Below are 25,790 nucleotides of genomic sequence, written 5' to 3'. Positions count from 1 at the left end.
CCTTATCCTTTTTTCCTGTACGAATCTATTATATAATAGATTGAACAATGACCGAAAAGAAACGGGTGGAAAATTTGGCATATAAAGATGAAAAGTTATCAGAGGAGAAGGTTTTTAAAGATCCGGTCCACCGATATGTTCATGTTCAGGATCGCGTCATCTGGGATTTAATCGCTACTCCCGAATTCCAGCGGTTGCGTCGCATCAAGCAGCTTGGTACGACCAATCTGACGTTTCACGGAGCGGAACATAGTCGTTTTAACCATTCTCTCGGGGTCTATGAAATCGTCCGGCGGATCCTGAATAATTTCAAAGACCGCGAGCATTGGAATAATGAGGAGCGTCTGCTTTGCCTTTCTGCAGCATTGCTTCATGACTTAGGTCACGGTCCGTTTTCCCATTCCTTTGAGAAGGTTTTCAGACTGGATCACGAGGATTTTACACAAGCAATCATTGTGGGGAAAACAAAGGTAAATGAAGTTTTGCGGCGGGTGGCCCCTGACTTTCCTGGTCGTGTTGCCGATGTTATTGGGAAAACATATGAAGACCAACTTGTTGTCAGCTTGATATCCAGTCAGATTGATGCGGATCGAATGGATTATCTGCAGCGGGATGCTTATTATACTGGAGTGAGCTACGGTCATTTTGATATGGAACGGATTCTCCGTGTTATGCGGCCGATTGAGGACCAAGTTGTAATCAAATCGACGGGGATGCATGCGGTGGAAGATTATATCATGAGCCGCTACCAGATGTACTGGCAAGTATACTTTCATCCGGTAACCCGCAGTGCTGAGGTGATTTTATCAAAAATCTTCCAGCGGGCAAAAGCACTATACCAAGATCCGGATTATGACTTCAAGCTGGAACCGACTCATTTTATTTCCTTTTTCGAGGAAAATGTAACGCTGGCAGATTATGTGAAGCTTGATGAAACCATCGTCCAATATTATTTCCATCTCTGGCAGGAGGAAGAGGATGCTATATTAAGCGATCTCTGCGAGCGATTCATGAATCGCAGGCTGTTTAAATATGTGGAATTCAACCCGAATTTACAAATGAATGACTACCTGGAACTCATCACACTATTCAAGCAGGCTGGTATTGATCCGGAATATTATTTAGTCGTCGATTCCTCCTCTGATTTACCGTATGATTTTTACCGGCCGGGGGAAGAGGAAGAACGATTGCCGATCCACTTGCAGATGCCAAATGGGGATTTGAAGGAATTATCCCGGCATTCCGATATTGTTGAATCCATATCAGGGAAAAAACGGACCGATCATAAATTATATTTCCCCGGAGACTTGCTGAAGGGCCTGGCAGATAGGCGGGTTAAAGAAGCAATTATGGAAATTCTTTATGGGCAGGGAGAGACTAGTAATGTTGATTAATCATGCAAAACTGATTCACTTTTTTCGCGTGACAGGTGGGATTACGGGGCGGAAAAAATTGCAAAAAATGATTTATATTTTACAAAAATCTGCGGTCCCATTCGAAGAGAAATATCAATTCCATTTCTATGGACCATACTCTGAAGAGCTGACCTTACGGGTGGAAGAGCTTTGTAATCTTGGATTTATAGAGGAGACACGGGAAGATAAAGCAAATTATTTCCAATATCATTACAATGTCACACGAGCGGGCGAAGGTTTTCTTGAACAATTTACCCTTGATATGCCGGACATGACAGATAAAACGGAACTGCTGCAATCACGTAGCTCCAGATTTCTCGAACTTGTCTCGACCATCCTTTACTTTGAACACCTGGAAAAATGCGAGCAAATCGAAAAACTGCATAAAATGAAACCAAAACAAAACTTCACCGAAGCAGAAATAACCGAAGCCTACCAATTCATCAAACAAATACGCAGCACGTGACTGGATTGTGGGGTCAGAGCACTTGTCCCACCCGGAAGTGGGGCAGATGCTCTGACCCCACGTGCCAAATCAAAAATATCAGGAAGGGAGTTATTCAAATGGACGATGAACAGAAGAAAAAGAAAAATCGTTTTACGATCATTAAAGATGACTCAACCGATGGACACGGTGGATATGGAGCAGGGGTGATCAGCCTCGAAAACATGTCGTCCGTTATTGTCGACCCGAATGAAAATAAAGCATATGTTGACATGAACGCGATGCATGCCCGCAGTGATGTCGAGCGCCGGGTGAAATGGATTCGAAATAAAGAAGAAGTGCCGAACGGGAAGCTGTACTGGATCGTGTGGGTGAACCTTGACCGTAACGAACAGGGGACCTATTATGGAGGAGTTGCCGCAAGCGAAATCCGTGTGGACAGGGAGATTAAACGCGCCTATAAATCGATGGGGGAGCATGTCAAACATATGGAACAATCCTTAAAAGGAAAAATTGTCGTTGATCATATGGATGCCCACTCCAAGCAATTACTGCGCGATTACTTAATCGATTTCAACGAAGAAATGTGGAACAACTCGTCGGATGAATTGAAAACTGCTTTCGATCTCTAAAAGTGAACAAATTGTGACGAATATTGAAAATGAAGATAAAAAGTTGTACTTTAACGTGGAACTTTGTAAAATGAGTATGCACGGACGTTTATGTATTACTAGGACAAAAAAGTAACCAACAGTAGCTGAACTGGACATTCACTGCTTGTTGGTTATTTTTTATCTAAAATCCTATCTTTGTTTACACTTGAATGAATTTCATTAACTTTATTTTCATTCAGCGTTAGCGCAACATTCTTTCGGGAGTCCGCAGTCCAGACACCTCTCGCTTTTCGCAGGGCGCCAGCCCGAGGAGGCTCTAGCAGTTCCTAAGGGTGCGCATCCGTCCTCCGGCAACTGAACGACAATTAGAATGTTAAATAAGGTTGATTTGCTTTCCTATTTTAGGTGCGAAAGTTGGTTTTTTATAAATACGCCATCATAGAGGTTGCGATTGAAAAATAAATAAGAAGACCGACAATGTCATTGACCGTTGTAATGAAAGGACCGGATGCGATTGCTGGGTCAAGTTTCAGCTTATTAATGAGTAACGGAATGGTTGAGCCAATGACAGCCGAAATACCAAATGTACAAAGAATGGAAACACCAACAATTAACGCTAGCATCCAATTGCCATATAAAATAGTAATCATAATGCTGATAAGCACCATGCAAATAATTCCAATCATAAATCCGGTACTGAATTCCCGCCGGATCATTTTCCAAAAACCGCCATCCTCGATCGTTTCAAGTGCTAACCCGCGCACGGCAACAGCTAGTGACTGGGTTCCGATATTCCCGGCAGATCCCATAATCATCGGAATAAAAGCAGCAAGCACGACGACGGCTTCCAGTGTTTCCTCGAATTGTCCGATCACACCCCCGGTAACTAATCCAAAGAACATGAGCACGATAATCCAAGGTGCACGTTTTTTAGCAGCTGTAAATGGACTTAGCGTCAGATCTGTTGCTCCTTTAGTGGCTGAAATTTCTCCAAAGTCTTCGGTAACTTCTTCTTCCAGGATATCCATAACATCATCAAATGTCACAATACCGAGCAGATGATTATCTTTGGAAACAACAGGAACAGCAAGGAAGTCATACTTCTTAATCAGTCTCCCAACATCTTCCTGATCCATATCCTCAGGAACGGACACTGTTCTTGTCGTCATCATATCTTTGACAATCTCGTTTGGTGAAGCGATGATCAGGTCTCTTAAAGAGACGACCCCTACAAGTATCCCGTCCCCATCGACTACATAAAGATAATAAATGCTTTCGGCGCTTGGTGCCTCTTTTCGGAGCATATCCAATACATCGGCAGTCGTATCCGTAGAGGAAATGCTGATCAGTTCTTTTGTCATAATCGCTCCAGCGGTTTCCGGAGCATAGGACAGCAAACTTTTTATTTTCTCGGCTTTTTCTTCATGCATTTGCAGTAAAATATCTTCCGCTCGCTCGCTGTTAATTTCTGTCAAAAAGTTCACAACATCATCTGTAAACATTTGATTAAACATCCGAATCGAATAGTTTTCATCCAACTCTAAAAAGAAGAGTTTTTGGTCGGATATGTCTAACCCGCCAAAAATCTCCGCAAATTCCTTTGGTGTAAGATAGGAATAACATCGTCTCCTGGCGTCACTGTCCAATGTTACGAAAATATCAAGCTGATCGGATGGATGTAAATCCAAGAAGGTATTGCGAAACATTTCCTTTTCGCCAGCATTTAACTCATCTAAAATTAACTTCGTATATTGTTCCCGTGTTTTTTTTGTTAGTTTAACCATCATCATTTCCTCCTTGGCAGGAGTCAATCTGCTGTATTAAAATCTTTATGTGAGAATAGACTCCTGAATTGTTTAATCTTTTCCATCATGCTGCAACAATATGATTCCGAATTGGGTTCGGGAAGAAGATCCAATCTATCCCACATCCTTTCTAAGTAAAATTAAAAATACACCTTCTACGGCTAGAAGGTGTATTGAAAAAAGCATTATTAAGAAGAGTTCCGATTACGAACACAGTTAAAAAAGCTTATCAAATTTCCTCCAATCGTAGAGCTTTAGCACTGTGTGGCATAGGAATGATATCCAGCTACATTAAAAACCACCTTATGTCGATGGAACTTGTTGACCCATTGGCGTCTTTGGACATTTTTGGGCAGTAGCGTATCTCCAACACAGGAGCCTTACCTAACGAAGGTCTATTTACATCGCATACAATGGTACAGGTATTCTCGGTATTCGTCAACCTTACCCGCGTAACAGCTACTCAAATAACAGATCAAACCACTTTTTAAACAACCCGTCATCAGGATTTTCATCTTCCGGTTCTGGAGCAATGGTTGGCTCACAATAATCAACTGGCTCCGTCCCTTTTTCAAAATACATCATCAGATTCTCCCCACAATAGGGAGTCGCTCGTAAACCTGTCTCAAGATCAATCGGGACGCCAACGACTCCATTTGGCATCGGGAAATTTTCCTGTGCTTCACCTTCATGCGCTTTTTCCATTACACGTGCCCAAATTTCCTTCGCATACGTCGTTTCCTGAACCGCTGTAATGTCCCGGTGGTCATCATACCCCGTCCAAACTCCAGTCGCGATGCTGGGACTATAGCCAATCATCCAGTTATCCGCTTTTGTCGTCCCTGACTTCCCCGCGTAAATCCTTGTTAGCTGGTCAGAAATTGTACTTCCGGTAACTGGCATATACCCATTCAGCTTCGGTTCAAAAATACCGGCAAGGAGCTGGGTCAAAATAAAGCTTGTCCGTTCATTTAACACTTGCTGCAGGCTTTCATTTTCTCGTTCGTAAAGCACTCGTCCATTTTTATCTGTAATTTTCTCAATCGTATATGTCTCAAGCTCCTTGCCGCCATTTCCAAGCATCCCGTAAGCCGTGACGAGCTCCTCTAATGTAACAGACGCGGTTCCAAGGGCGAGGGAGGGGACGGCTGGCAGTTCTTTTTCAAATCCGAAAACTTTAGCTGTCTGTGCGAATCGTTCCACCCCGAGCTGCAAATTCGTGCGGACAGCATACACATTATCAGAAAGCGCGATTGCTTCAGCGAGTGTAATCGGTCCGTATGCATAATAATGATTGAAATTTCCTGGCTCATACACCTTCCCATTCCCGAGCCGGAATGTAGTCGGTTCGCTCATTAATTTTGTCAGCGATGTAAAGCCGTTCTCCAGTGCAGCGTAATATAAAAATGGCTTAAAACTAGAGCCCGGCATCCGAAAAGCATGCTGCACCCGGTTGAATTCACTCGTCTGATAGCTTCTTCCACCAGCAAGAGCGAGGACTCCTCCAGAATGGATATCCACCGAGAAGACCGCCGACTCAAGTTCCGTCGTTTCTGGAATAATTTCCTTCATGGCCGTTTCTACCTGTTCCTGAACGGTTTCATCCATCGTCGTATAGAGCTCATAACCACCTGCGCGAATCAATTGCTCCGTCACTCCTAGAATCTTAGCTGCCTCTTTCACCGCCATATCCTGAAAATGCCCGGCAAATTCTTCATGTACCCCATCTCTATCTGTCCGGTACTCGAGATTTTCTCGTATTGCTGTATGATATGTCGCGTCATCGATTATCTTTTCCTGCCATAAACGTTTTAAAATCAGTTCCTTCCGTGCTTCAGCGTTCTCTTCGTTATTAAAAGGTGAATAATACGTCGGTCCTTTAGGAATCCCGACAAGCATCGCGGCCTCCGCGTAAGAGAGGTTAGTTTGCGTTTTCCCGAAGAAATACTCACTCGCAGCCTCAATCCCATAAGCCCCATGCCCGTAATAAATCGTGTTCAAATAACCTTCTAAAATTTCATCCTTCGTATAATGCATCTCAAGTCGAACCGTATAATAAGCTTCCTTCAATTTACGGATCCATGTTTTTTCATGGGTCAAATATAAATTCCGTGCAAGCTGCTGGGTGATCGTACTCGCGCCCTCCCGTAGTGATCCGGACCGGATATTGTTAATAATCGCTCCGCCAATCCGTATGAAATCAAAACCATGATGATCATAAAAATGATGGTCCTCAATCAAAACTGTCGCTGCCGTCACTTTTTCCGACATGTCATCCAGTTCGACCCAATTCCGGTTCTCCATCCCGCTCTCTACCCCAATTACCGTCTCATTCTTGCTGAAAATCTCCGTATTCTCTTCCCCTTCCATCGGGGGTGGACCTATGAGATAAACGAACGCTAAGAAAGCAACTGCGCAAAGAATCAATCCAGCGACCATATAAAAACCAACACGCACCAGCCGCCACAGCAACCGAAATTTCCTCCGCCTCTTCACCACGCCCATCTCCCTAAACTTGGCTTTTCTCACAGTATGGGAAGAACGCAGCTTTTTTAAACTTTTCAACTCAACTTTCACAATCTACAACAATTAGCTGATTCCTAGTGTCATTAGAAAAAACACCCCAACACCTATCCCTTTCATTCAGCGTAAGTGATCTGCACTTTCTCATGGTTCGCTCTCTAATCACCGTTCAGTTGCCCTGCCCGGTGGAGGATGCGCATCCTTAAGCACTGCTAAAGCCTCCTCGGGCTAAGCACTAAGGGGTCTCCAGGCTCGTGCTGTTCCCGCAGGAGTCACCGTCCACTGGGCAACTGAACTGGTAAGATGGTTATGATGAATAGAAATTAATCCGTCTCAATGCAGGTTATATTCCAGGAATATCAAATACAACTTGCAGGTTTACTCTTGCACAATCGTTGTGCATCCTTCTGAAACCCTTATGAATCAAGGATAAACCGGATTGACGCCACTGAACACCAATAGTTTTGCCCTTCTGTTGTTTATCCAACATAGCTTGGAAAATGTCCAAAAAGTAGCCAGCAGAGCGTCGGTAAAAGAAAAACACAGCTTTTTATTGAAACCTTAGCCAACTTACCGATATAATAAGGACATTATTCAAAAAGGAAAGGCGATAGGATGAACGAGCCAGAAAAGCGAGTTGCGATTCAACTAAAGATGAAGATTCAGGATGCTTCGGATAAGGAAGTAAATCATATAAAATCAACCGGCGTATTTTTTCGGAAAGGTAAGCTGGATGTGCTAAGGTTTGAAGAAAAAATAGATGATGTGGAAATCTCAACCCTCGTCACCATCCAGAAAGGGAAAGTGACGATTAAACGAAGCGGTGGAATCTCGATGCATCAGCAATTCCGCCTCGGTCAAATAACGGAAAATGTCTACAAACACCCACACGGAAACCTTCATATGGAAACATTTACGCAACTGATGATGTATCAGCCATTGGGGCACGGCATACCAGCACGGCTGAACCTGGATTATACGGTTAAGCTAAATGGACAAGACGAACGAAAGCATACATTAGAGTTAATGATGATAGAGGAGGATCCTGAATGAACGTATTGGAACAGACAGAACAGAAGCTGAAACAGGCAATTTCGGAAGCCGTGCTCGCCTCAAGGTTAGCAAGCGCAGAAGAACTTCCGGAAGTTATTTTAGAGAAACCAAAAGATAAATCCCATGGTGATTTTGCGACGAATATTGCGATGCAGCTAGCCCGGATTGCCAAGAAAGCACCACGGCAGATTGCAGACGAAATTGTAAAACAGATTAACGAGACAGAGGCATCGATTGAAAAAATCGAAATCGCCGGACCTGGGTTTATTAACTTTTTTATGAAAAATGATCTTCTCGAGCAAATCATCCCGACAATCTTGAACCAGCAGGAGAATTACGGGAAAAGTGATGCTGGAAAAGGCGAGCGTGTTCAGGTTGAATTTGTTTCGGTGAACCCGACTGGGGACCTTCACCTCGGACATGCCCGCGGTGCAGCTTATGGAGACGTGCTCAGCAGTTTGCTTGCAGCGGCTGGCTATCATGTCGAACGGGAATATTATATTAACGATGCCGGCAGTCAAATCGATAAGCTAGGGTTCTCGGTTGAGGCACGCTATTTGCAGGAGCTCGGTAAAGATGTCAAGATGCCGGAAGACGGCTATCATGGTCAAGCCATCATCGATATGGCAAAAGCAATTGTCGCTGAAGACGGTAATAAGTGGCTGGATAAAACGCATGAAGAACGCTTTGAATACATGAAGGAATATGGATTAAAAGCTTCACTGCGCAATATTGAACGTGACTTGAAAGACTTCCATGTTGTATTCGATAATTGGTTCTCGGAGCGCACGTTATATGAAGATGAGCAAATTCCAAATGCCATAGAGAAGTTAAAAGACGGTGGATATGTTTACGAAGAAGACGGGGCAACTTGGTTCAAGACGACTGAATTCGGTGATGATAAGGACCGTGTCATTATTAAACAGGACGGAAACTACACGTATTTGACACCAGACATCGCCTATCATAAAAATAAATTGGATCGTGGCTTTGATAAGCTCATCAACGTCTGGGGTTCCGACCACCACGGCTATGTCGCCCGTATGGACGCCGCGATTCAGGCACTTGGTTACCCGGCAGACAAGCTGGAAGTGAAGATCATTCAAATGGTGAATCTCTTTGAAGGCGGGGAAAAGGTCCGGATGAGTAAACGTACCGGAAAAGCAGTGAGCTTGCGTGAACTGATGGAAGAGGTTGGAATTGATGCGACCCGTTATTTCTTCGTTGCCCGCTCAAACGATTCCCAGCTTGATTTCGATATGGATCTGGCTCGTTCGCAGTCGAACGAAAACCCGGTCTATTACGTGCAATATGCCCATGCCCGGATCTGTACGATGCTTTCTCAGGCGGAAACGAGAGGGTTTAATACGGATGGGGAGTTTGACTTTGCACAGCTTACATCGGAGAAAGAGCAGGAGCTCCTCATGAAACTTGGTTCCTTCCCGCAAACGATCGCTGACGCAGCGGAGAAGCATGCACCGCAACGCGTAACGAATTATGTGTTCGAGCTCGCAGCCCAGCTCCATAGTTTCTATAACGCGGAAAAAGTGCTGGATTCCGACGCGCCAGAACGGACTACTGCAAGAATCGCTTTAATGAAAGCAGTCCGCATCACCATCGCCAACGCACTTAACCTGATTGGCGTAACAGCACCGGAGAAGATGTAAAGCTCAAAGGGCGCTATGGAGTCAAATCAATTTCTATTGTGTAGGGAATTGATTTGGCTCTTTTTCTGTTCTTGTGATAAAACAAGTTAGTAAATATGTTAAATTAACATTTATAGATTTGTAATTAAGATGTTGGTTACTTTCATTCAGCGTAAGTGTCCGAAACTTTCTACTGGAGGTCCGCAGTCCAGACACCTCTCGCACCTGCTGAGCGGTCGTCAAGCCTCCTCGCGCTGAGCACTAAGGGGTCTCGCCAGGCCTATCCTCCCGCAGGAGTCTCGAGGTGTCTGGACTGCTACCAGGAAAGACCATATTTGGATCACTGTTTAATGTTCTGGAAATGGTATACTCCCTATCATGACGGAGCAATTTCTATTTAAAGAATCATCTAACCAGTTCAGTTGCCCGGGGGAACGGTGACTCCTACGGGAAAAGCACGTGTCCAGACCTGAGCAGGAAGCGGTTTTCTTACGAGGAGGCTGAGGCGTGCCCGTGGAAAGTATCCGTCCCCCCGGGCAACTAAACGGCGATTAGTGCTCTAAACTAGTGAATGCGCAAAACACTTACGCTGAATGAAAGCAATAAACAGTTCACTCCCTATCTTTCAAAATAAACTAAAATAATTTCATACAGACTATTGACTGAATGGTCATTCACCTATAAAGTAGTATGTACTATAATGATATATATCTGCAGCTAATCAAGACGAGAATTTTTTTTAAAACATCATGTAATCGCTATCATTCCAAACGAATGAAAGAAGGGGGCATTTAAATGGATACATTTCAAATCATTAACTGGATCGCATTCTTAGTTGTAACCATCTATGCAATCTATTTATTTGCTAGAGTCATCGCAACGAGAATGTCCTATATCAAACTTGGGAGAAAGTCAGAGTTTGATGGCGAAATCAAATTACGCTTGGGGCGCGTAGGAAAAATTGTGTTCGGGCAATCAAAGCTGCTGAAGGATAAGAAGTCAGGAATTATTCACGTCATGATGTTCTATGGCTTCATCCTTGTCCAGTTCGGCGCTATCGACATGTTCATCAAAGGACTGGCGCCGGGCAACCATTTGCCGCTTGGAGCCCTTTATCCAGGGTTCGTCTTTTTCCAGGAACTCGTCACCTTGATGATTCTTGTAGCGGTTGTTTGGGCATTTTACCGCCGCTATATGGAAAAGCTTGTCCGGCTGAAGCGCGGTTTTAAAGCGGGACTCGTGCTTATTTTCATCGGGACGCTTATGCTTTCTGTCCTTGCTGGAAATGGTATGCTCATGCTCTGGCAGGAACGGGCAGTGACCTGGACAGAGCCTGTTGCGAGTCTCATCGCATCAGCCTTCAGCTTCCTGTCGCCAGAAGCAGCTATGGTCCTATTTTTCATCGCTTGGTGGGTGCATACAATCACTTTGCTTTCCTTTTTAGTGTACGTCCCGCAATCCAAGCACTTCCACTTGATTGCAGCACCAATCAACGTATTTTTAAGTAAAAAGGTACCTGGAAAATTAGAAAAAATTGACTTTGAAATGGACGCGGAGGACGAGGAAGAAGAAATTTCCTTCGGTGTTGGGAAAGTTGAGGACTTCAGCCAACACCAGATGATCGACTTTTACGCCTGCGTGGAATGTGGCCGTTGTACGGACGTCTGTCCAGCAGCAGGTACCGGAAAGATGCTTTCCCCGATGGATATTATGATTAAGCTCCGTGACCATCTCACGGAAAAAGGGGCTGCAGTAACTGGAAATTCCCCTTGGGTACCAAGTTATGCATTCTCGAATTCTGCTGGAAATATCGCTAGTGGCGAGGGAGAGGCTGCAGCTACCATTCAAAATATGAGTCTAGCAGGGGACGTTATTACAGCAGAAGAACTTTCTGCATGTACGACTTGCCGGAACTGTGAAGATGCTTGCCCGGTAAATAATGAACACGTTGGAACGATTATCGATCTGCGCCGTTATTTAGTGATGACGGAAGGGCAGATGGATTCCGATATCCAACGTGCCGTGCAAAACATCGAGCGCCAAGGAAACCCTTGGGGACTATCAAAAAAAGATCGCGTGAAATGGCGCGATGAAGATGAGTCGGTTTATATTCCGACAGTAAAAGAATTAAAGAAAGAAGATAAAGAGTTTGAATACTTGTTCTGGGTGAGTTCGATGGGAGCTTATGACAGCCGTAGCCAAAAAATCGCGCTCGCCTTTGCGAAACTGATGAACCGCGCTGGCGTCAGCTTTGCCATTTTAGGAAATACCGAAGCAAACTCTGGAGACACAGCCCGCCGGATTGGAAATGAATTTCTTTTCCAAGAGATTGCGGAAAAGAATATTAAGCAATTCACCAAATACGATGTGAAGAAAATCGTTACGATTGACCCGCACGCCTATAATATTTTTAAAAACGAGTATCCGGACTTTGGTTTTGAAGCGGAAATCTACCATCATACACAATTACTCTATGATTTAATCATGGAAGAAAAACTGCAGCCAACCGGGCAGATTAATGAACGCCTGACGTATCATGACTCCTGTTACCTCGGTAGATACAATGGTGTATATGATCCGCCAAGGGAAATCTTGAAATCAATTCCGGGTCTTGAATTAGTAGAAATGGTTCGTAATCGGGAAAATGGTATGTGCTGCGGGGCTGGAGGTGGCTTGATGTGGACAGAGGAAACAACTGGAAACCGCATCAATGTTGCCCGGACAGAACAAGCATTACAAGTGAGCCCATCGATGATCTCGACAGGCTGTCCATATTGCTTGACGATGATCAGCGACGGAACAAAAGCAAAGGAAGTCGACGAAGACATCAGCACGCTTGACGTAGCAGAAATTCTAGCAATCTCCGTTTTTTCTGAAGAAGAAGCGAAAAGAGCGTAAGATTAGATTGAGGTTGGATACCGCTTTGAGTTAGGCTGAAAATCCGAACAAAATCATATATTGAGCGTCAGCCGCCGCTCCGGGAATATACTTCGCGCATCCTTTGGCGGCTGGTGAGCCTCCTCGGGCTGTCGCCCTGTAGGGTGTCACCTATGCCTCCTGCGGGAGTCTCCGTATATTCCCGGAGCTAGGGAAGAGGTATGTTCGGATTTTCTCTACATTAGAGGATCGGTATCTTTTCCTCTTGTTTCTAACTAAATTAATGAGCGAGCGTTCGTTCAATCAAATGAATGTTAAAATAAGATTAACTTAATGAACATCTATTAAACTTCGACGTATCTAACTAGTCCGAGTGAGTGCAGGGCGGTGACTCCTGCGGGAAAAGCACGAGTCCTGACCTTAGCAGGAAGTGCTCTTCTTCCGAGGAGGCTGTGGCCGTGCCCGCAGAAAGCATCCGCCCGGAACGAACTCGGACGGTAGGTAAAGCAGAGTTACTTTAGGAAAAATACAATCACTTAGGAGGATTATGATGAGAAAATCAGTAATTGTGTCGGGAGCAAGAACCCCATTTGGAAGATTCGGGGGTGGATTACAACCTCTCCAAGCATCTGACCTCGGCGGAAAAGTAATCGCCGAAGCAGTGAAACAAGCAAACCTGGAAGGTGACCAAATCGATGAAGTAATTATGGGAACCGTACTTCAAGGTGGTCAAGGTCAAATCCCTTCTCGCCAAGCAGCAAGAAAAGCTGGACTCACGTGGAACGTGAAAACAGAAACAATCAATAAAGTCTGTGCCTCCGGACTCCGTGCGGTTACGCTTGCCGATCAGCTTATTCGTCTAGGGGATGAGGACACAATCGTAGCAGGTGGGATGGAAAGCATGAGTAATGCTCCATATATTTTAAAAGATGCTCGCTGGGGACACCGGATGGGCGACAAACCTGTTGTTGATTTAATGATCCATGATGGACTCACCTGCGCTTTTGATGGTGTCCATATGGGGAATTATGGAAACAGTACAGCAGATCAATTCAATGTCAGCCGTGAAGCTCAGGATGAATGGGCTTACCGCAGTCATAAGCGGGCAGTCGAAGCAATTGAAGATGGGAAATTCAAAGATGAAATTGTCCCAGTTAAAATTCCGCAGCGAAAAGGGGACCCCGTCTTAATATCTACAGATGAAGCACCGCGGAAGAATACGAGCATCGAAAAACTTGCTCAACTGCGCCCAGCTTTTGATAAAGACGGAACAATCACAGCAGGTAACGCACCGGGAGTAAACGACGGAGCCTGTGCATTTGTCGTGATGGGTGACGATAAAGCAGAAGAACTTGGGAAAACACCGCTCGCGACAATTCTCGGTCATGCGGAAGTTGCGGTTGAAGCAGCGAATTTCCCGCAAACGCCAGGTCTTGTCATTAATGAACTTTTAAAGAAAACGGGTTATACAAAAGAAGATATCGATCTTTATGAAATCAACGAGGCATTTGCTGTTGTGTCGCTTGCAAGCGGGGAAATTGCTGGGATTGATATGGAGAAGGTAAATGTTAATGGCGGGGCAGTTGCACTAGGCCACCCGATTGGAGCAAGTGGCGGAAGAATTATTTTAACGCTTATCCATGAACTGAAAAGAAGAGGTGGCGGTCTTGGAATCGCCGCGATTTGTAGTGGCGGCGGTCAAGGAGATGCGATTCTTATCGAAGTGAAATAAAGGGGGAACGATGATGGCAATTAAACGCGTAATGGTAATTGGTGCAGGGCAGATGGGGGCAGGTATCGCTCAAGTCGCAGCTCAAGCTGGTTTTGAAGTTCTGTTACACGATGCAAATGAAACAGCCCTTGATAAAGGGATGCAACGAATCGAAAAACTGCTCATTCGCGCCGTCCAAAAGACGAGAATCACGGATGAAGAGAAGACATCAACGCTGAACAATCTGAAGCGGGCAGAGAAACTAGAAGATGCGCGTACGTGTGATTTAGTCATCGAAGCTATTGTTGAAAATATGGACGTGAAAACAAAGCTTTTCCGTGAACTGGATGAAATTGCCCTGGCTCATACGATTCTAGCGACGAACACATCATCATTACCGATTACGGAAATTGCAGCTGTAACGAAGCGCCCGGAGCAAGTTATCGGCATGCATTTTATGAACCCGGTCCCGGTGATGAAGCTCGTCGAAGTCATTCGCGGAATTCAAACGAATGATGAAACGTATGAAAAAATTGCTCAGATGGCAGATAAACTCGGGAAAACGGCTGTTGAAGTTGCGGATTTCCCAGGCTTTGCAGCGAACCGGATTTTAATGCCGATGATCAACGAAGCGATTTATGCGGTTTATGAAGGTGTCGCTTCACCAGAAGACATTGATACGGTGATGAAGCTCGGTATGAATCACCCGATGGGACCGCTCGAACTCGCAGACTTCATCGGACTTGATACATGCCTCTACATTATGGAAGTGCTCTATGATGGTTTCGCAGACAGTAAATATCGTCCGTGCCCATTACTAAGAAAATATGTGAAAGCAGGCTGGCTCGGTAAGAAATCCGGTCGCGGTTTTTACGTATATAACTAATACAGCGTGAGAACAGTTAAGGGGGTAACCGGAATGGACTTGACGTTTACCGAAGAACAGGAAATGATGCGTAAAATGGCCCGCGATTTTGCTGAGGCAGAGATTGCAAGTGAAGTGGAACGGATGGAGCGGGAAGACCGCTTTCCAGAAGAAGTGGTCCGGAAAATGGGTGAGCTCGGTTTAATGGGAATCCCGATTCCAGAAAAATACGGTGGAAGTGGAATGGACTTCACATCTTACATTATCGCGATTAATGAAATATCAAAGGTGAGTGCCGGTGTTGGTGCTATTTTATCTGTCCACACATCCGTTGGTACGAACCCGATTTTAAAATTTGGTACAGAAAAACAGAGAGAGAAATATATTCCGAAGCTCGCAAGCGGAGAATATGTAGGAGCTTTTGCACTCACGGAGCCAGGTGCTGGGTCAGATGCCGCAACTATTAAAACGACGGCGAAACGGGACGGGGAACACTATATTTTAAACGGCTCGAAACTGTTCATCACGAATGGAACCCATGCAAATACGTTTATTACATTTGCGAGAACCGGTGAAGGGACGAAGGGGATTAGCGCTTTTATCGTGGAAAGGAACACTCCCGGTTTTTCCATCGGGAAAGCAGAAAAGAAAATGGGACTGCATGGTACCGGGACGGTCACATTGAATTTTGACCACTGCAAAGTGCCGAAAGAGCAGCTCCTCGGAGAAGAAACGGAAGGCTTTAAAATTGCGATGGCGAACTTGGGTGTCGGGCGTATCGGGATTGCCGCTCAAGGTCTTGGTATTGCAGAAGCGGCACTTGAACATGCAATCCATTATGCGAAAGCACGTGTTCAATTCGGCAAGCCAATCGCACGTCTCCAAGGAATCTCTTTTAAACTCGCTGATATGACAACAGAGGTCGAAGCTGCCAAGCTATTAGTCTACCGGGCGGTGGATCATGTCGAAAATAATCTGCCGCTCAGCAAAGAAGCATCCATGGCGAAAATGTATGCATCAAATACGGCAATGAAGACGGCAATTGAAGCGGTCCAAATCCATGGCGGCTACGGCTATACCGAAGATTACGCCGTCGAACGATTTTTCCGGGAAGCGAAAGTTACTCAGATTTATGAAGGTACCAATGAAATTCAACATGTTGTCATCTCGAAAAACTTACTGGAATAGGAGTGAACAAGAATGAATTTTCAACTGACGGAAGAACAGGAAATGCTGCGGAAAATGGTCCGTGATTTCGCGATAAATGAAGTGGAACCGACTGCTGCTGAGCGGGACGAAGAAGAACGCTTTGACCGGGAGATTTTCGATAAAATGGCTGAACTCGGCCTGACTGGAATCCCGTGGCCGGAAGAATACGGTGGAATCGGTGCAGACTTTGTAAGCTATTGTATTGCGGTTGAAGAATTATCCCGCGTCTGTGCGTCAACGGGAGTGACATTATCCGCCCATCTATCCCTTGCCAGCTGGCCGATTTATAAGTATGGCACGGAAGAACAGAAGAAGACGTTTCTTCAGCTGCTTGCGACTGGTGAAGCGCTTGGTGCCTATGCTTTATCAGAACCAGGTGCAGGAAGTGACGTCGCTGCAATGAAGACTGTTGCGAAAAAAGATGGCGACGATTATGTGTTGAATGGTAATAAAGTTTGGATTACAAATGGTGGAGTTGCCGATCTTTATATTGTTTTTGCGAAAACGGATCCTGCGGCAAACCACAAAGGCATTAGTGCATTCATCGTGGAGAAGGGAACAGAAGGCTTCACCTTTGGGAAGAAGGAGAAAAAGCTTGGCATTCGTTCTTCCCCAACGACCGAACTGATTTTTGAAAACTGTCGTATTCCAAAAGAAAATCTGCTCGGTGAAGAAGGGGAGGGCTTTAAAATTGCAATGACGACGCTGGATGGCGGGAGAAACGGAATTGCCGCTCAAGCTGTCGGGATTGCCCAAGGAGCGCTTGATGCATCAATCAATTACGCGAAAGAAAGAGAGCAGTTCGGAAAACCGATTGCCGAAACCCAAGGAATATCTTTTAAACTTGCTGACATGGCAACAGAGGTAGAGGCAGCCCGTTTATTAACCTATCAGGCAGCATGGCTTGAGAGTAACGGAAAACCATATGGGAAAGAATCCGCCATGTCCAAACTATTCGCAGGAGACGCAGCCATGCGGATTACGGTAGAAGCAGTCCAAATCTTCGGCGGTTACGGCTACACGAAAGATTACCCAGTCGAACGCTACATGCGCGACGCCAAAATCACCCAAATCTACGAAGGCACCCAAGAAGTCCAACGCCTCGTCATCGGCCGCACCGTCACAAAGTAACTGGGACACGGGTCAGAGCGCTTGTCCCAGTGTCATTAGGGTCAGAGCTGTTGTCCCAGTGTGAAGTGGGACATTAGGGTCAGAGCGCTTGTCCCAGAACGAAATGGGACAACAGCTCTGACCCCAATGTCTCGGGAGAAAGGAGGAGCATCATGCAGACGATAGTGGAACGGATGAAACGAAAGGATGTACGTGCGCTGGCTCGGGCGATTACAATGGTGGAAAATGATCATCCGGAAAAGCTTGAGCTGTTAAGTGCGGTCTTCAGCGAGCGGAAACACGCTGTCTATGTTGGGCTGACCGGCTCACCAGGCGCAGGCAAAAGCTCCCTTGTAAACCGGCTTGTTACCCAAATCCGGAATGAGGGAAAAACTGTTGCTGTCATTGCCGTTGATCCGACAAGTCCGTTCAGTGGCGGTGCACTCCTCGGCGACCGGGTCCGGATGAATGAACATTTCCTTGATGACGGCGTATTTATCCGCAGTATGGCGACGCGCGGCAGTCTCGGCGGTCTTGCCCGTGCGACGAAGGATGCGGTGCGCATATGTGATGCCTACGGGTTTGATGTGATTTTAGTCGAAACAGTCGGTGTCGGCCAGTCCGAGCTCGACATCATGAAAATCGTCGACACAACAGCCGTCGTCCTTACGCCGAACAGCGGAGACGTGCTCCAGATTTTTAAAGCAGGCATTATGGAAATCGCCGACCTTTTCGTCGTCAACAAAGCAGACCTCCCAGGCTTCGGTAAATTGAAGGCATTACTGAAAGAACTTGTCATGATTACCGCAACCGCAGACCGGGAGACACCAATTATCAAGACCATCACAACGGAAAATAAAGGAATCGATAAACTGTGGGGGAAAATCAAAGAACATCATGACTATCTCTACAAAACCCACGAAGGAAAAAGAAAACGAACGATGCAGCAGGAACTGGAAGTCTATGAACTCATCCGCGAAGAAATTTGGCGAGAAGTGAAACAATTTGTCGAATCAAAGCGGCAGCTTGAGCCAATCGAAGCAGATGCCGATCCTTACAAGCTTGCGATAGACTGGTACACAAGATGGAAGAAGGAGGGAGGCTTTACAGATGATGGATAAGAGTCAAATTATCTCGTCTGTAAAAGACGAAGACCTGATCAAAAAGCGTCGCGATCAGATGATTCAAGGTGCGATTCGGCTTTTTAAAGAGAAGGGCTTCCACCGAACGACAACGAGGGAAATAGCCAAAGAATCCGGATTCAGTATCGGCACCCTTTATGAATATATTAGAAAGAAGGAAGATGTCCTCTTTCTTGTATGCGATTACATCTATGACGGGGTGCGCGAGCATTTTGAAACCGAACTGCAACTGAAAAACCCCTCTGAAGAAAATTTGAAAGCAGTCCTTACGTTTTATTACGAGCTGATGGATGACATGCAGGAAGAAATCCTTGTTCTCTATCAAGAAATAAAAGGCTTAAATAAGGAAACAAGGAAATATGTGCTGCAAAAGGAAAAAGATATGGTCGCCATGCTTGAGAAGCTTATCCTTTCTTGCTACCGGGATGCTATAACTGAAGAGGAAGTAAGCATCGCAGCGAATAATATCTTTGTTCAAGGTCATATGTGGGGCTTCCGTCGCTGGATTCTGCAACAGAAATTCACGCTTGAAGAATATATCAATACCCAAATAAAGCTCAATCTTCATGGCCTCTTGCATAAAAAGGGATGATTAAAAGGGGAGGAGAAACATCATGCAACAAGTAGAGGTTTACAAACCGAAAAATCCGATTCGTTTTGTCACGTCATCAAGCTTGTTTGATGGCCACGACGCCTCGGTCAATATTATGCGCCGGATCTTGCAAGCAACAGGGGCAGAAGTGATCCACCTTGGCCATAACCGCTCCGTGGAAGAAGTCGTCTACGCCGCAATTCAGGAAGATGCAGGGGCCATTGCCGTCTCTTCCTATCAAGGCGGGCACGTCGAATATTTTAAATACATTATTGATTTACTGAAAGAAAATGATGCTAGCCATATTAAAGTTTTCGGTGGCGGGGGAGGAACGATTATCCCCCGTGAAATCAAAGAACTCCATCATTACGGTGTTGATTGGATATTTTCTCCAGAAGACGGCCGGAAATACGGTCTTCAAGGGATGATTAACCGCATGATGGAACAGAGCGATTTTTTAACACCGATTCAAATAAAAAAGGAGAAAGAGCGCCTCTACAACAGTGAACGTGATGCGATTGCGAAGTTCATTACGTATATGGAAAACACGCCGAATGATTCCGAGGAGAAACAGCAGCTTCTGAAGGAATTTCGCGGTAAAGCAGCTAAAGCAATCCCAGTACTCGGGATCACTGGAACTGGTGGTGCGGGAAAAAGTTCGCTTACCGATGAACTCATCCGCCGCTTCTTGAATAAAGTTCCGGATAAAAAAATCGCGGTCATCTCCATTGACCCGACAAAACGGAAAACTGGCGGGGCATTGCTCGGTGACCGGATTCGCATGAACGCTATTTTCCATAACCGCGTCTATATGCGCTCCCTTGCAACAAGAGAATCAAGAGATGAACTGTCAACCGCTATCAATGATATTCTCGATGTCATCCGGGCAACAGGTTTTGACTTTGTGATTGTAGAGACGAGTGGAATCGGACAAGGTAATGCTGCAATTACCGATGTTACCGATCTTTCCATGTATGTCATGACAGCTGAATTCGGTGCCCCGACCCAGCTTGAGAAGATTGATATGATTGATTACGCAGATTTTATCGTTATAAATAAGTTCGAACAACGGGGTTCAGAAGATGCGTTGAATCAAGTGCGTAAACAATATGAACGGAGCCGGATGCTTTTTGGCCAAGACAAAACGAAATATCCCGTATTCGGAACAATTGCGAGCCAGTTTAATGATACAGGCACAAACTCTCTATTCGCTTCCATCATCGATACGCTGAACGAGCGGTACGGCTGGGAGGAAGAAGTTGATTTTGCAAGGCATGTCCTTTCTGAAAAGCAAAATCAGATCATTTCCGGGGATCGCCGCCATTATTTGCGTGAGATTGCCAGTATCGTCCGTGATTATACTAAACAGACGGAAAAACAAAGCGAGATAGCGCGAAAACTGTATCAGCTGCAAGGAACGCTGGACATCATCGAAGACCCGGAAGTGAGGGAACTTCTTGAACAAACGATAACCCAATATAAAAAACAGTTGAGCAATCATTCAGTTGAACTGCTCGAATCATGGGATGAAATGAAGGAACAATATAGCCAGGACACGATTGTCTTCAAAATTCGTGATAAGGAAATCGTAACAGAAATCACAACAGAATCTTTATCAGGCCTGAAGATTCCGAAAGTCGCCTTCCCGAAATTCCAAGATTGGGGCGAACGTCTCCGCTGGCTGATGAAAGAAAACGTCCCGGGAAGATTCCCATTCACAGCAGGCGTATTTCCGTTCAAGCGGGAAGGAGAGGATCCGACCCGTCAATTTGCTGGGGAAGGAACACCAGAGCGGACGAACCGGAGATTCCATTATTTATCGAAGGACGCTGAGGCAAAACGGCTATCCACCGCCTTTGATTCTGTCACCCTTTACGGAGAAGATCCGGCAGAGCGCCCCGATATTTACGGGAAAGTCGGAGAAAGCGGGGTCAACATTTGTACGCTTGAAGATATGAAAAAACTATATGCCGGCTTTGATTTGACGAGCCCGCTCACCTCCGTGTCAATGACGATTAACGGACCGGCCCCAATTATTTTAGCGATGTATTTTAATACAGCAATCGACCAGCAAGTCGATACATTCACGGAAAAGAATAGCCGGAAACCGACAGCCGAAGAATATGAAGACATTAAAAATAAAACAATTTCCGTCATTCGCGGAACCGTTCAAGCAGATATTTTAAAAGAAGATCAGGGGCAGAACACTTGTATTTTCTCTACAGAATTCGCCTTGCGTATGATGGGGGATATCCAGGAATATTTTATTGAAAAAAATGTGCGCAACTATTATTCTGTTTCCATCTCGGGCTACCATATTGCAGAAGCTGGCGCAAACCCAATTACCCAGCTCGCCTTCACGCTCGCAAATGGCTTCACGTATGTGGAATATTATTTAAGCCGAGGTATGGACGTGAATAAATTCGCACAAAACCTGTCCTTCTTCTTCTCGAATGGCCTAGATCCAGAGTATACCGTAATCGGGCGTGTTGCCCGCAGAATTTGGTCAATCGTTCTTAAGGAAAAATACGGGGCAAATGAGCGGAGTCAAAAGCTGAAATACCATGTCCAGACTTCCGGACGCTCCTTGCACGCCCAAGAGATTGACTTTAATGACATTCGTACGACACTGCAAGCACTCCTAGCCATCCAGGACAACACGAACTCCTTGCACACGAATGCATATGACGAAGCGATTACGACACCGACAGAAGAATCCGTGCGCCGGGCGATGGCGATTCAAATGATCATCAACAAAGAATTCGGACTGACGAAAAATGAAAACTCCACCCAAGGATCTTTTATTGTCGAAGAATTGACAGATCTTGTCGAAGAAGCGGTGCTCCAGGAGTTTGAGCGGATGAATGACAGAGGCGGTGTGCTCGGAGCGATGGAACGGCAATACCAGCGTGGTAAAATCCAAGAAGAATCCCTTTACTATGAAAGCAAGAAACATTCCGGCGAACTGCCGATTATCGGGGTGAACACGTATGTAAACCCGAACCCGCCAAGTGATGAAGAGATTGATTCGATGGAACTAGCCCGCGCATCCCAGGAAGAAAAGCAGCACCAAATCACGGAACTGCGCACGTTCCAAAAGCAGCACGCAGATGAAACAGAAGCTGCTCTGGGTAGGCTCAAACAAGCCGCAGTATCAGGAGACAACATCTTCGCTGAACTCCTTGAAACCGTCAAAGTTGCAAGCCTTGGCCAAATCACAACTGCTTTGTATGAAGTCGGCGGACAATATCGACGGAATATGTAAACTTTTAACTAAAAACCCTAGCATAAACACAACATACTTGTATATAATGAAAGGTATGTTTATCTTAGTAATATAGAAATGTAACCCATCATTCATTAATATACAGTAAAAGGAGTGCGTATTTGTGTTAGATCAATACAGCCGCGAAGAATTAAAAGGAAAGTCTATGCTTGTCTTAGCTAGTCTTATTCTAAAAGACACGAAGAAAGCATTGGACTTCCAAGAACTTTATAATCAAATTGCAGAACTAAAAGGACTCACCAAACAGGCAAAAGAGAATCAAATCGCTCAGTTTTATACCGAACTCAATGTTGACGGCCGCTTCATCACACTTGGCTCAAATGTCTGGGGACTGAAAGAATGGTACCCGGTCGACCAAGCAGATGAACAAATCACAGCAGCACCGAAGAAACGGAAAAAGAAAAAGGCAGACGAATTTGATGAGGAAGAACTGGAATATGAAGCAGACCTCGTTGAACTTGGCGAAGAAGAGGAAGAAGAGGTCGTAGATGAAATCGACGAATTCGATGAAGACTATGACGAAGATTTAGATGAAGAAGAAGAGGAAGAGCTCGAAGTAGAAATCGACCTTGACGATGAAGAAGACGAAGAATAAAAAAATCAGGAAGCCTACTTGACTTTTTTTCATAGGATAAGTAGAATTTTATTTGGGCTCCTTAATCGACAAACAGGCGTTTTCCCAGAAAAAAATGGGAAGGCGCTTTTATTATTTTTAAGGGTGCTGCCAAAAGAGTTATAAATGTTTGTCTTCGGGCAACGTATAAATAGAATCTTAGGAAAGAAAGAGGGAAAGAGCAGTGACTAAATATATATTTGTTACAGGTGGAGTTGTCTCTTCATTAGGAAAAGGTATTACGGCTGCCTCACTTGGTCGCTTATTGAAAAACCGTGGGCTGAAGGTGACCATTCAGAAGTTTGACCCGTATATCAACGTGGACCCTGGTACGATGAGCCCGTATCAGCATGGAGAAGTTTTCGTAACGAACGATGGCGCGGAAACGGATTTGGACCTTGGCCACTATGAACGGTTTATTGATATTAATCTGAATAAATACAGTAATATCACAACAGGTAAAGTGTATTCCACTGTTATTAAAAAAGAAAGACGCGGCGATTATCTCGGCGGCACCGTACAAGTCATCCCGCATATAACGAACGAGATTAAAGACCAAGTTTTCCGTGCGGGCAGTGCAACGAATGCAGATGTCGTCATTACTGAAATAGGTGGTACGGTCGGCGATATCGAGTCACTTCCTTTCCTTGAAGCCATTCGTCAAATTAAAAATGAAGTTGGAAGAGACAGTGTGATGTACATCCATTGTACGCTCGTTCCATACCTTGCAGCAGCCGGTGAACTGAAAACAAAACCGACACAGCATAGTGTGAAGGAATTGCGTTCTTTAGGGATTCAGCCAGATATTATCGTGCTTCGTACGGAAGTCGAAGTATCAAAAGAACAAAAAGAAAAAATTGCTTTATTCTGTGATATAGCAGAGAACGCCGTAATTGAAATGCCTGACGCAGATACACTCTATCAAGTGCCAATCTCGCTTCAGGAGCAGCATTTAGATGATATCGTATTGAAGCATTTCGGTTTGGAATATCCGCAAGCTGAGATGGACGACTGGATTCAGTTGCTTGAAAAGGTGAGAAACCTTTCGAAAACGATCGACATCGGACTTGTCGGGAAATATGTGGAATTGCAGGACGCATACCTTTCCGTTGTTGAATCATTGAAACATGCTGGCTACGAATATGATACAGATATTAATGTACACTGGATCAATTCAGAGACGCTGACGAAAGAAGCAATTGAAGAAGAGTTATCTCATGTGGACGGTATCGTTGTACCAGGCGGATTTGGTACCCGTGGTATTGAAGGGAAAATTGAAGCAATCCGCTATGCACGGGAAAATAAAGTTCCGTTCCTCGGAATTTGCTTAGGCATGCAGCTTGCGACAGTTGAATTTGCCCGTAATGTACTCGGACTAAAAGATGCTCACTCCACAGAAATTGATCCGGAAGCAGCCCATCCAGTCATCTCGCTTCGTCCGGAGCAAGAGGATGTTGAAGAACTCGGCGGAACACTTCGTCTCGGTGCTTATCCATGTAAATTAGTGGAAGGAACGAAAGCCAAAGCGGCTTACGACGGGAAAGATATGATTGAAGAACGCCACCGTCATCGTTATGAAGTGAACAATGCATATCGCGGGCAGCTTGAGGAAAATGGATTCATTATTTCAGGTCTGAGTCCAGATGAAAGGTTGGTAGAAATCATCGAATTAAAAGACCATCCATGGTTCGTCGCATGTCAGTTCCATCCAGAATTCACATCCCGACCAACCCGCCCACAACCGCTGTTCAAGGGCTTTATTGAAAAAATCGCAAATGGAGAAAAAAGCTGATGCAACATGCATCAGCTTTTTTTATCGGTACCTTCTAAACGCTTTCATTCAGCGTAAGCGTTTTGCACGTTCATTTCGTTCGGAGCTTTAATCGCCGTTCAGTTGCCCGGTGTACGGATGCGCATCCATGGGCACTGCTAGAGCTCCTCGGGCTAAGCACTAAGGGGTCTCCAGGCTCGTGCTGTTCCCGCAGGAGTCACCGTCCACCGGCCAACTGAACTGGTAAGGATGATTATTATGAATAGCATTTATTTCAGTGCCATATCACGATAAAAATAATATTTTTGGAATAATAAACAGTGATTCAAATTTGGCCTTTCCTAGTAGCAGTCCAGACACCTCGAGACTCCTGCGGGAGGCTCACCAGCCGCTCAGCAGGTGCGAGAGGTGTCTGGACTGCGGCCCCCCAGAAGAGAGTTTCAGACACTTACACTGAATGAAAACGATTGACAGTTCGTTGGTGGTTTTTTATATATCATCCAGTCCTCCAGTGCGAAAGTTGACTTAATAACTCAAAAATACGCCTTTAACCATATTTTTCCCTGAAATAACAATTCGGATAATTCGATAAAGAAGCAGGATATTTTCTATTTTTAGCGAACTTAAGATATGGGGAGAATGATAGAAGGGGGCAAAAAAATGACAAAGGAGTTATTAGTTGTAGATGACCAACCGGGGATACGCCTGCTGCTTACTGACATTCTAATGAACGCGGGTTATGAGGTCACGACAGCATCCGACGGGAGAGAAGCAGTAGATTTGCTTGGGGAGAGGCAATTTGCTTTAGTAATGTTGGATTACAAGTTACCATTGATTGACGGGCTTGGAGTTCTAGAGAAAATAAAAGAAATGGGACAATCTGTCCCGACGATTGTAATGAGCGGACTCGTTGAGAAAATTGAAACGGAGCTGAAAGAATTTCCGCATGTAAAACAAATTTTGGCAAAACCGTTCAATATTGAAGACATTCCAGTTATCGTAGAGAAAGCAATCAACAGAGTTTAAGGGGTAAACTCGAAAATTTTGTTAATTTTTTCACAACCAATCAGCCGCTATCAGCCTGTAATACCGCTATATCAGACTTTTTCAGAT

Annotated in this window: 18 protein-coding genes and 1 riboswitch; of the genes, 16 read left to right on the top strand and 2 right to left on the bottom strand. The window is 45.0% G+C overall.

What is annotated here, in order from left to right; genetic code table 11:
• Positions 1-74: 74 nt before the first annotated feature.
• The 3 genes from L3V42_RS03950 to L3V42_RS03940 all read left to right on the top strand — a co-directional run bounded on the left by L3V42_RS03950 (position 75) and on the right by L3V42_RS03940 (position 2,492).
• Positions 75-1,394 carry an HD domain-containing protein gene (locus tag L3V42_RS03950; RefSeq protein WP_235761903.1) on the top strand — a complete coding sequence of 440 codons (1,320 nt, stop codon included), beginning with the start codon at positions 75-77 and terminating at the stop codon, positions 1,392-1,394.
• Positions 1,384-1,881, top strand: a complete 498-nt coding sequence (locus L3V42_RS03945; protein WP_235761902.1) for a YwgA family protein — start codon at positions 1,384-1,386, stop codon at positions 1,879-1,881. The genes L3V42_RS03950 and L3V42_RS03945 overlap by 11 nt, the downstream gene beginning before the upstream one ends.
• 98 nt (positions 1,882-1,979) lie before the next feature.
• Entirely contained in the window at positions 1,980-2,492 is a 513-nt protein-coding gene (locus tag L3V42_RS03940; protein WP_235761901.1) for a YwhD family protein, read from the top strand.
• 404 nt (positions 2,493-2,896) lie between these two features.
• On the opposite strand, the gene mgtE is transcribed toward L3V42_RS03940, so the two are convergent.
• Both mgtE and L3V42_RS03930 read right to left on the bottom strand, forming a co-directional pair.
• Positions 2,897-4,258: a magnesium transporter gene (gene mgtE / locus L3V42_RS03935; protein WP_238471371.1), complete on the bottom strand. Its 1,362-nt coding sequence runs from the start codon at positions 4,256-4,258 to the stop codon at positions 2,897-2,899.
• A gap of 253 nt (positions 4,259-4,511) precedes the next feature.
• Positions 4,512-4,678, bottom strand: a riboswitch (M-box (ykoK) riboswitch).
• A gap of 60 nt (positions 4,679-4,738) precedes the next feature.
• Entirely contained in the window at positions 4,739-6,751 is a 2,013-nt protein-coding gene (locus tag L3V42_RS03930) for a transglycosylase domain-containing protein (protein WP_238471370.1), read from the bottom strand.
• Between the two features lie 666 nt (positions 6,752-7,417).
• Here L3V42_RS03930 and L3V42_RS03925 point away from each other — a divergent pair.
• The 13 genes from L3V42_RS03925 (at position 7,418) to L3V42_RS03865 (ending at position 25,703) form a co-directional block, all read left to right on the top strand.
• Entirely contained in the window at positions 7,418-7,855 is a 438-nt protein-coding gene (locus tag L3V42_RS03925) for a YwiB family protein (protein WP_235761898.1), read from the top strand.
• Positions 7,852-9,522, top strand: coding sequence for an arginine--tRNA ligase (gene argS, locus L3V42_RS03920; protein ID WP_238471369.1), 1,671 nt, complete (start codon positions 7,852-7,854; stop codon positions 9,520-9,522). Before L3V42_RS03925 ends, argS begins: the two co-directional genes overlap by 4 nt.
• Positions 9,523-10,296: 774 nt before the next feature.
• The gene (locus tag L3V42_RS03915) at positions 10,297-12,399 is read left to right on the top strand and encodes a (Fe-S)-binding protein (RefSeq protein ID WP_235761896.1); all 2,103 of its coding nucleotides are present in this window, start codon (positions 10,297-10,299) and stop codon (positions 12,397-12,399) included.
• A 529-nt stretch (positions 12,400-12,928) separates the two neighbouring features.
• The gene (locus tag L3V42_RS03910; protein WP_238471368.1) at positions 12,929-14,110 is read left to right on the top strand and encodes an acetyl-CoA C-acetyltransferase; all 1,182 of its coding nucleotides are present in this window, start codon (positions 12,929-12,931) and stop codon (positions 14,108-14,110) included.
• Between the two features lie 13 nt (positions 14,111-14,123).
• Entirely contained in the window at positions 14,124-14,975 is an 852-nt protein-coding gene (locus L3V42_RS03905; protein WP_235761894.1) for a 3-hydroxybutyryl-CoA dehydrogenase, read from the top strand.
• A gap of 33 nt (positions 14,976-15,008) precedes the next feature.
• The gene (locus L3V42_RS03900) at positions 15,009-16,142 is read left to right on the top strand and encodes an acyl-CoA dehydrogenase (protein ID WP_238471367.1); all 1,134 of its coding nucleotides are present in this window, start codon (positions 15,009-15,011) and stop codon (positions 16,140-16,142) included.
• Between the two features lie 12 nt (positions 16,143-16,154).
• Entirely contained in the window at positions 16,155-17,294 is a 1,140-nt protein-coding gene (locus L3V42_RS03895) for an acyl-CoA dehydrogenase (RefSeq protein WP_238471366.1), read from the top strand.
• 152 nt (positions 17,295-17,446) lie between these two features.
• On the top strand, positions 17,447-18,394 hold the full coding sequence (gene meaB / locus L3V42_RS03890) for a methylmalonyl Co-A mutase-associated GTPase MeaB (RefSeq protein WP_235761891.1): 948 nt from the start codon (positions 17,447-17,449) through the stop codon (positions 18,392-18,394).
• A complete protein-coding gene (locus tag L3V42_RS03885) occupies positions 18,387-19,007 on the top strand; it encodes a TetR/AcrR family transcriptional regulator (RefSeq protein WP_235761929.1) in 621 nt (206 codons plus the stop codon). Before meaB ends, L3V42_RS03885 begins: the two co-directional genes overlap by 8 nt.
• Positions 19,008-19,029: 22 nt before the next feature.
• Positions 19,030-22,272, top strand: a complete 3,243-nt coding sequence (gene icmF, locus L3V42_RS03880; protein WP_238471365.1) for a fused isobutyryl-CoA mutase/GTPase IcmF — start codon at positions 19,030-19,032, stop codon at positions 22,270-22,272.
• A gap of 124 nt (positions 22,273-22,396) precedes the next feature.
• Positions 22,397-22,888 (top strand): DNA-directed RNA polymerase subunit delta, encoded by a 492-nt coding sequence (gene rpoE / locus L3V42_RS03875; protein WP_235761889.1) that lies wholly within the window; start codon positions 22,397-22,399, stop codon positions 22,886-22,888.
• Between the two features lie 202 nt (positions 22,889-23,090).
• Positions 23,091-24,698, top strand: a complete 1,608-nt coding sequence (gene pyrG, locus L3V42_RS03870; protein WP_235761888.1) for a CTP synthase — start codon at positions 23,091-23,093, stop codon at positions 24,696-24,698.
• A 639-nt stretch (positions 24,699-25,337) separates the two neighbouring features.
• Entirely contained in the window at positions 25,338-25,703 is a 366-nt protein-coding gene (locus L3V42_RS03865) for a response regulator (RefSeq protein ID WP_235761887.1), read from the top strand.
• Positions 25,704-25,790 lie beyond the last annotated feature (87 nt).

This window comes from Oceanobacillus alkalisoli (assembly GCF_022213125.1).
Taxonomy (GTDB): domain Bacteria; phylum Bacillota; class Bacilli; order Bacillales; family Amphibacillaceae; genus Oceanobacillus; species Oceanobacillus alkalisoli.
This window is presented reverse-complemented; position numbering and strand designations above follow the sequence as displayed.

What these genes read in the sequence shown, in the direction of transcription:
- L3V42_RS03945 (WP_235761902.1), top strand. Translation starts at nt 1,384, where the DNA reads ATGTTGATTAATCATGCAAAACTGATTCACTTTTTTCGCGTGACAGGT.
- L3V42_RS03940 (WP_235761901.1), top strand. Translation starts at nt 1,980, where the DNA reads ATGGACGATGAACAGAAGAAAAAGAAAAATCGTTTTACGATCATTAAA.
- mgtE (WP_238471371.1), bottom strand. Translation starts at nt 4,258, where the DNA reads ATGGTTAAACTAACAAAAAAAACACGGGAACAATATACGAAGTTAATT.
- L3V42_RS03925 (WP_235761898.1), top strand. Translation starts at nt 7,418, where the DNA reads ATGAACGAGCCAGAAAAGCGAGTTGCGATTCAACTAAAGATGAAGATT.
- argS (WP_238471369.1), top strand. Translation starts at nt 7,852, where the DNA reads ATGAACGTATTGGAACAGACAGAACAGAAGCTGAAACAGGCAATTTCG.
- L3V42_RS03915 (WP_235761896.1), top strand. Translation starts at nt 10,297, where the DNA reads ATGGATACATTTCAAATCATTAACTGGATCGCATTCTTAGTTGTAACC.
- L3V42_RS03910 (WP_238471368.1), top strand. Translation starts at nt 12,929, where the DNA reads ATGAGAAAATCAGTAATTGTGTCGGGAGCAAGAACCCCATTTGGAAGA.
- L3V42_RS03905 (WP_235761894.1), top strand. Translation starts at nt 14,124, where the DNA reads ATGGCAATTAAACGCGTAATGGTAATTGGTGCAGGGCAGATGGGGGCA.
- L3V42_RS03900 (WP_238471367.1), top strand. Translation starts at nt 15,009, where the DNA reads ATGGACTTGACGTTTACCGAAGAACAGGAAATGATGCGTAAAATGGCC.
- L3V42_RS03895 (WP_238471366.1), top strand. Translation starts at nt 16,155, where the DNA reads ATGAATTTTCAACTGACGGAAGAACAGGAAATGCTGCGGAAAATGGTC.
- meaB (WP_235761891.1), top strand. Translation starts at nt 17,447, where the DNA reads ATGCAGACGATAGTGGAACGGATGAAACGAAAGGATGTACGTGCGCTG.
- L3V42_RS03885 (WP_235761929.1), top strand. Translation starts at nt 18,387, where the DNA reads ATGGATAAGAGTCAAATTATCTCGTCTGTAAAAGACGAAGACCTGATC.
- icmF (WP_238471365.1), top strand. Translation starts at nt 19,030, where the DNA reads ATGCAACAAGTAGAGGTTTACAAACCGAAAAATCCGATTCGTTTTGTC.
- L3V42_RS03865 (WP_235761887.1), top strand. Translation starts at nt 25,338, where the DNA reads ATGACAAAGGAGTTATTAGTTGTAGATGACCAACCGGGGATACGCCTG.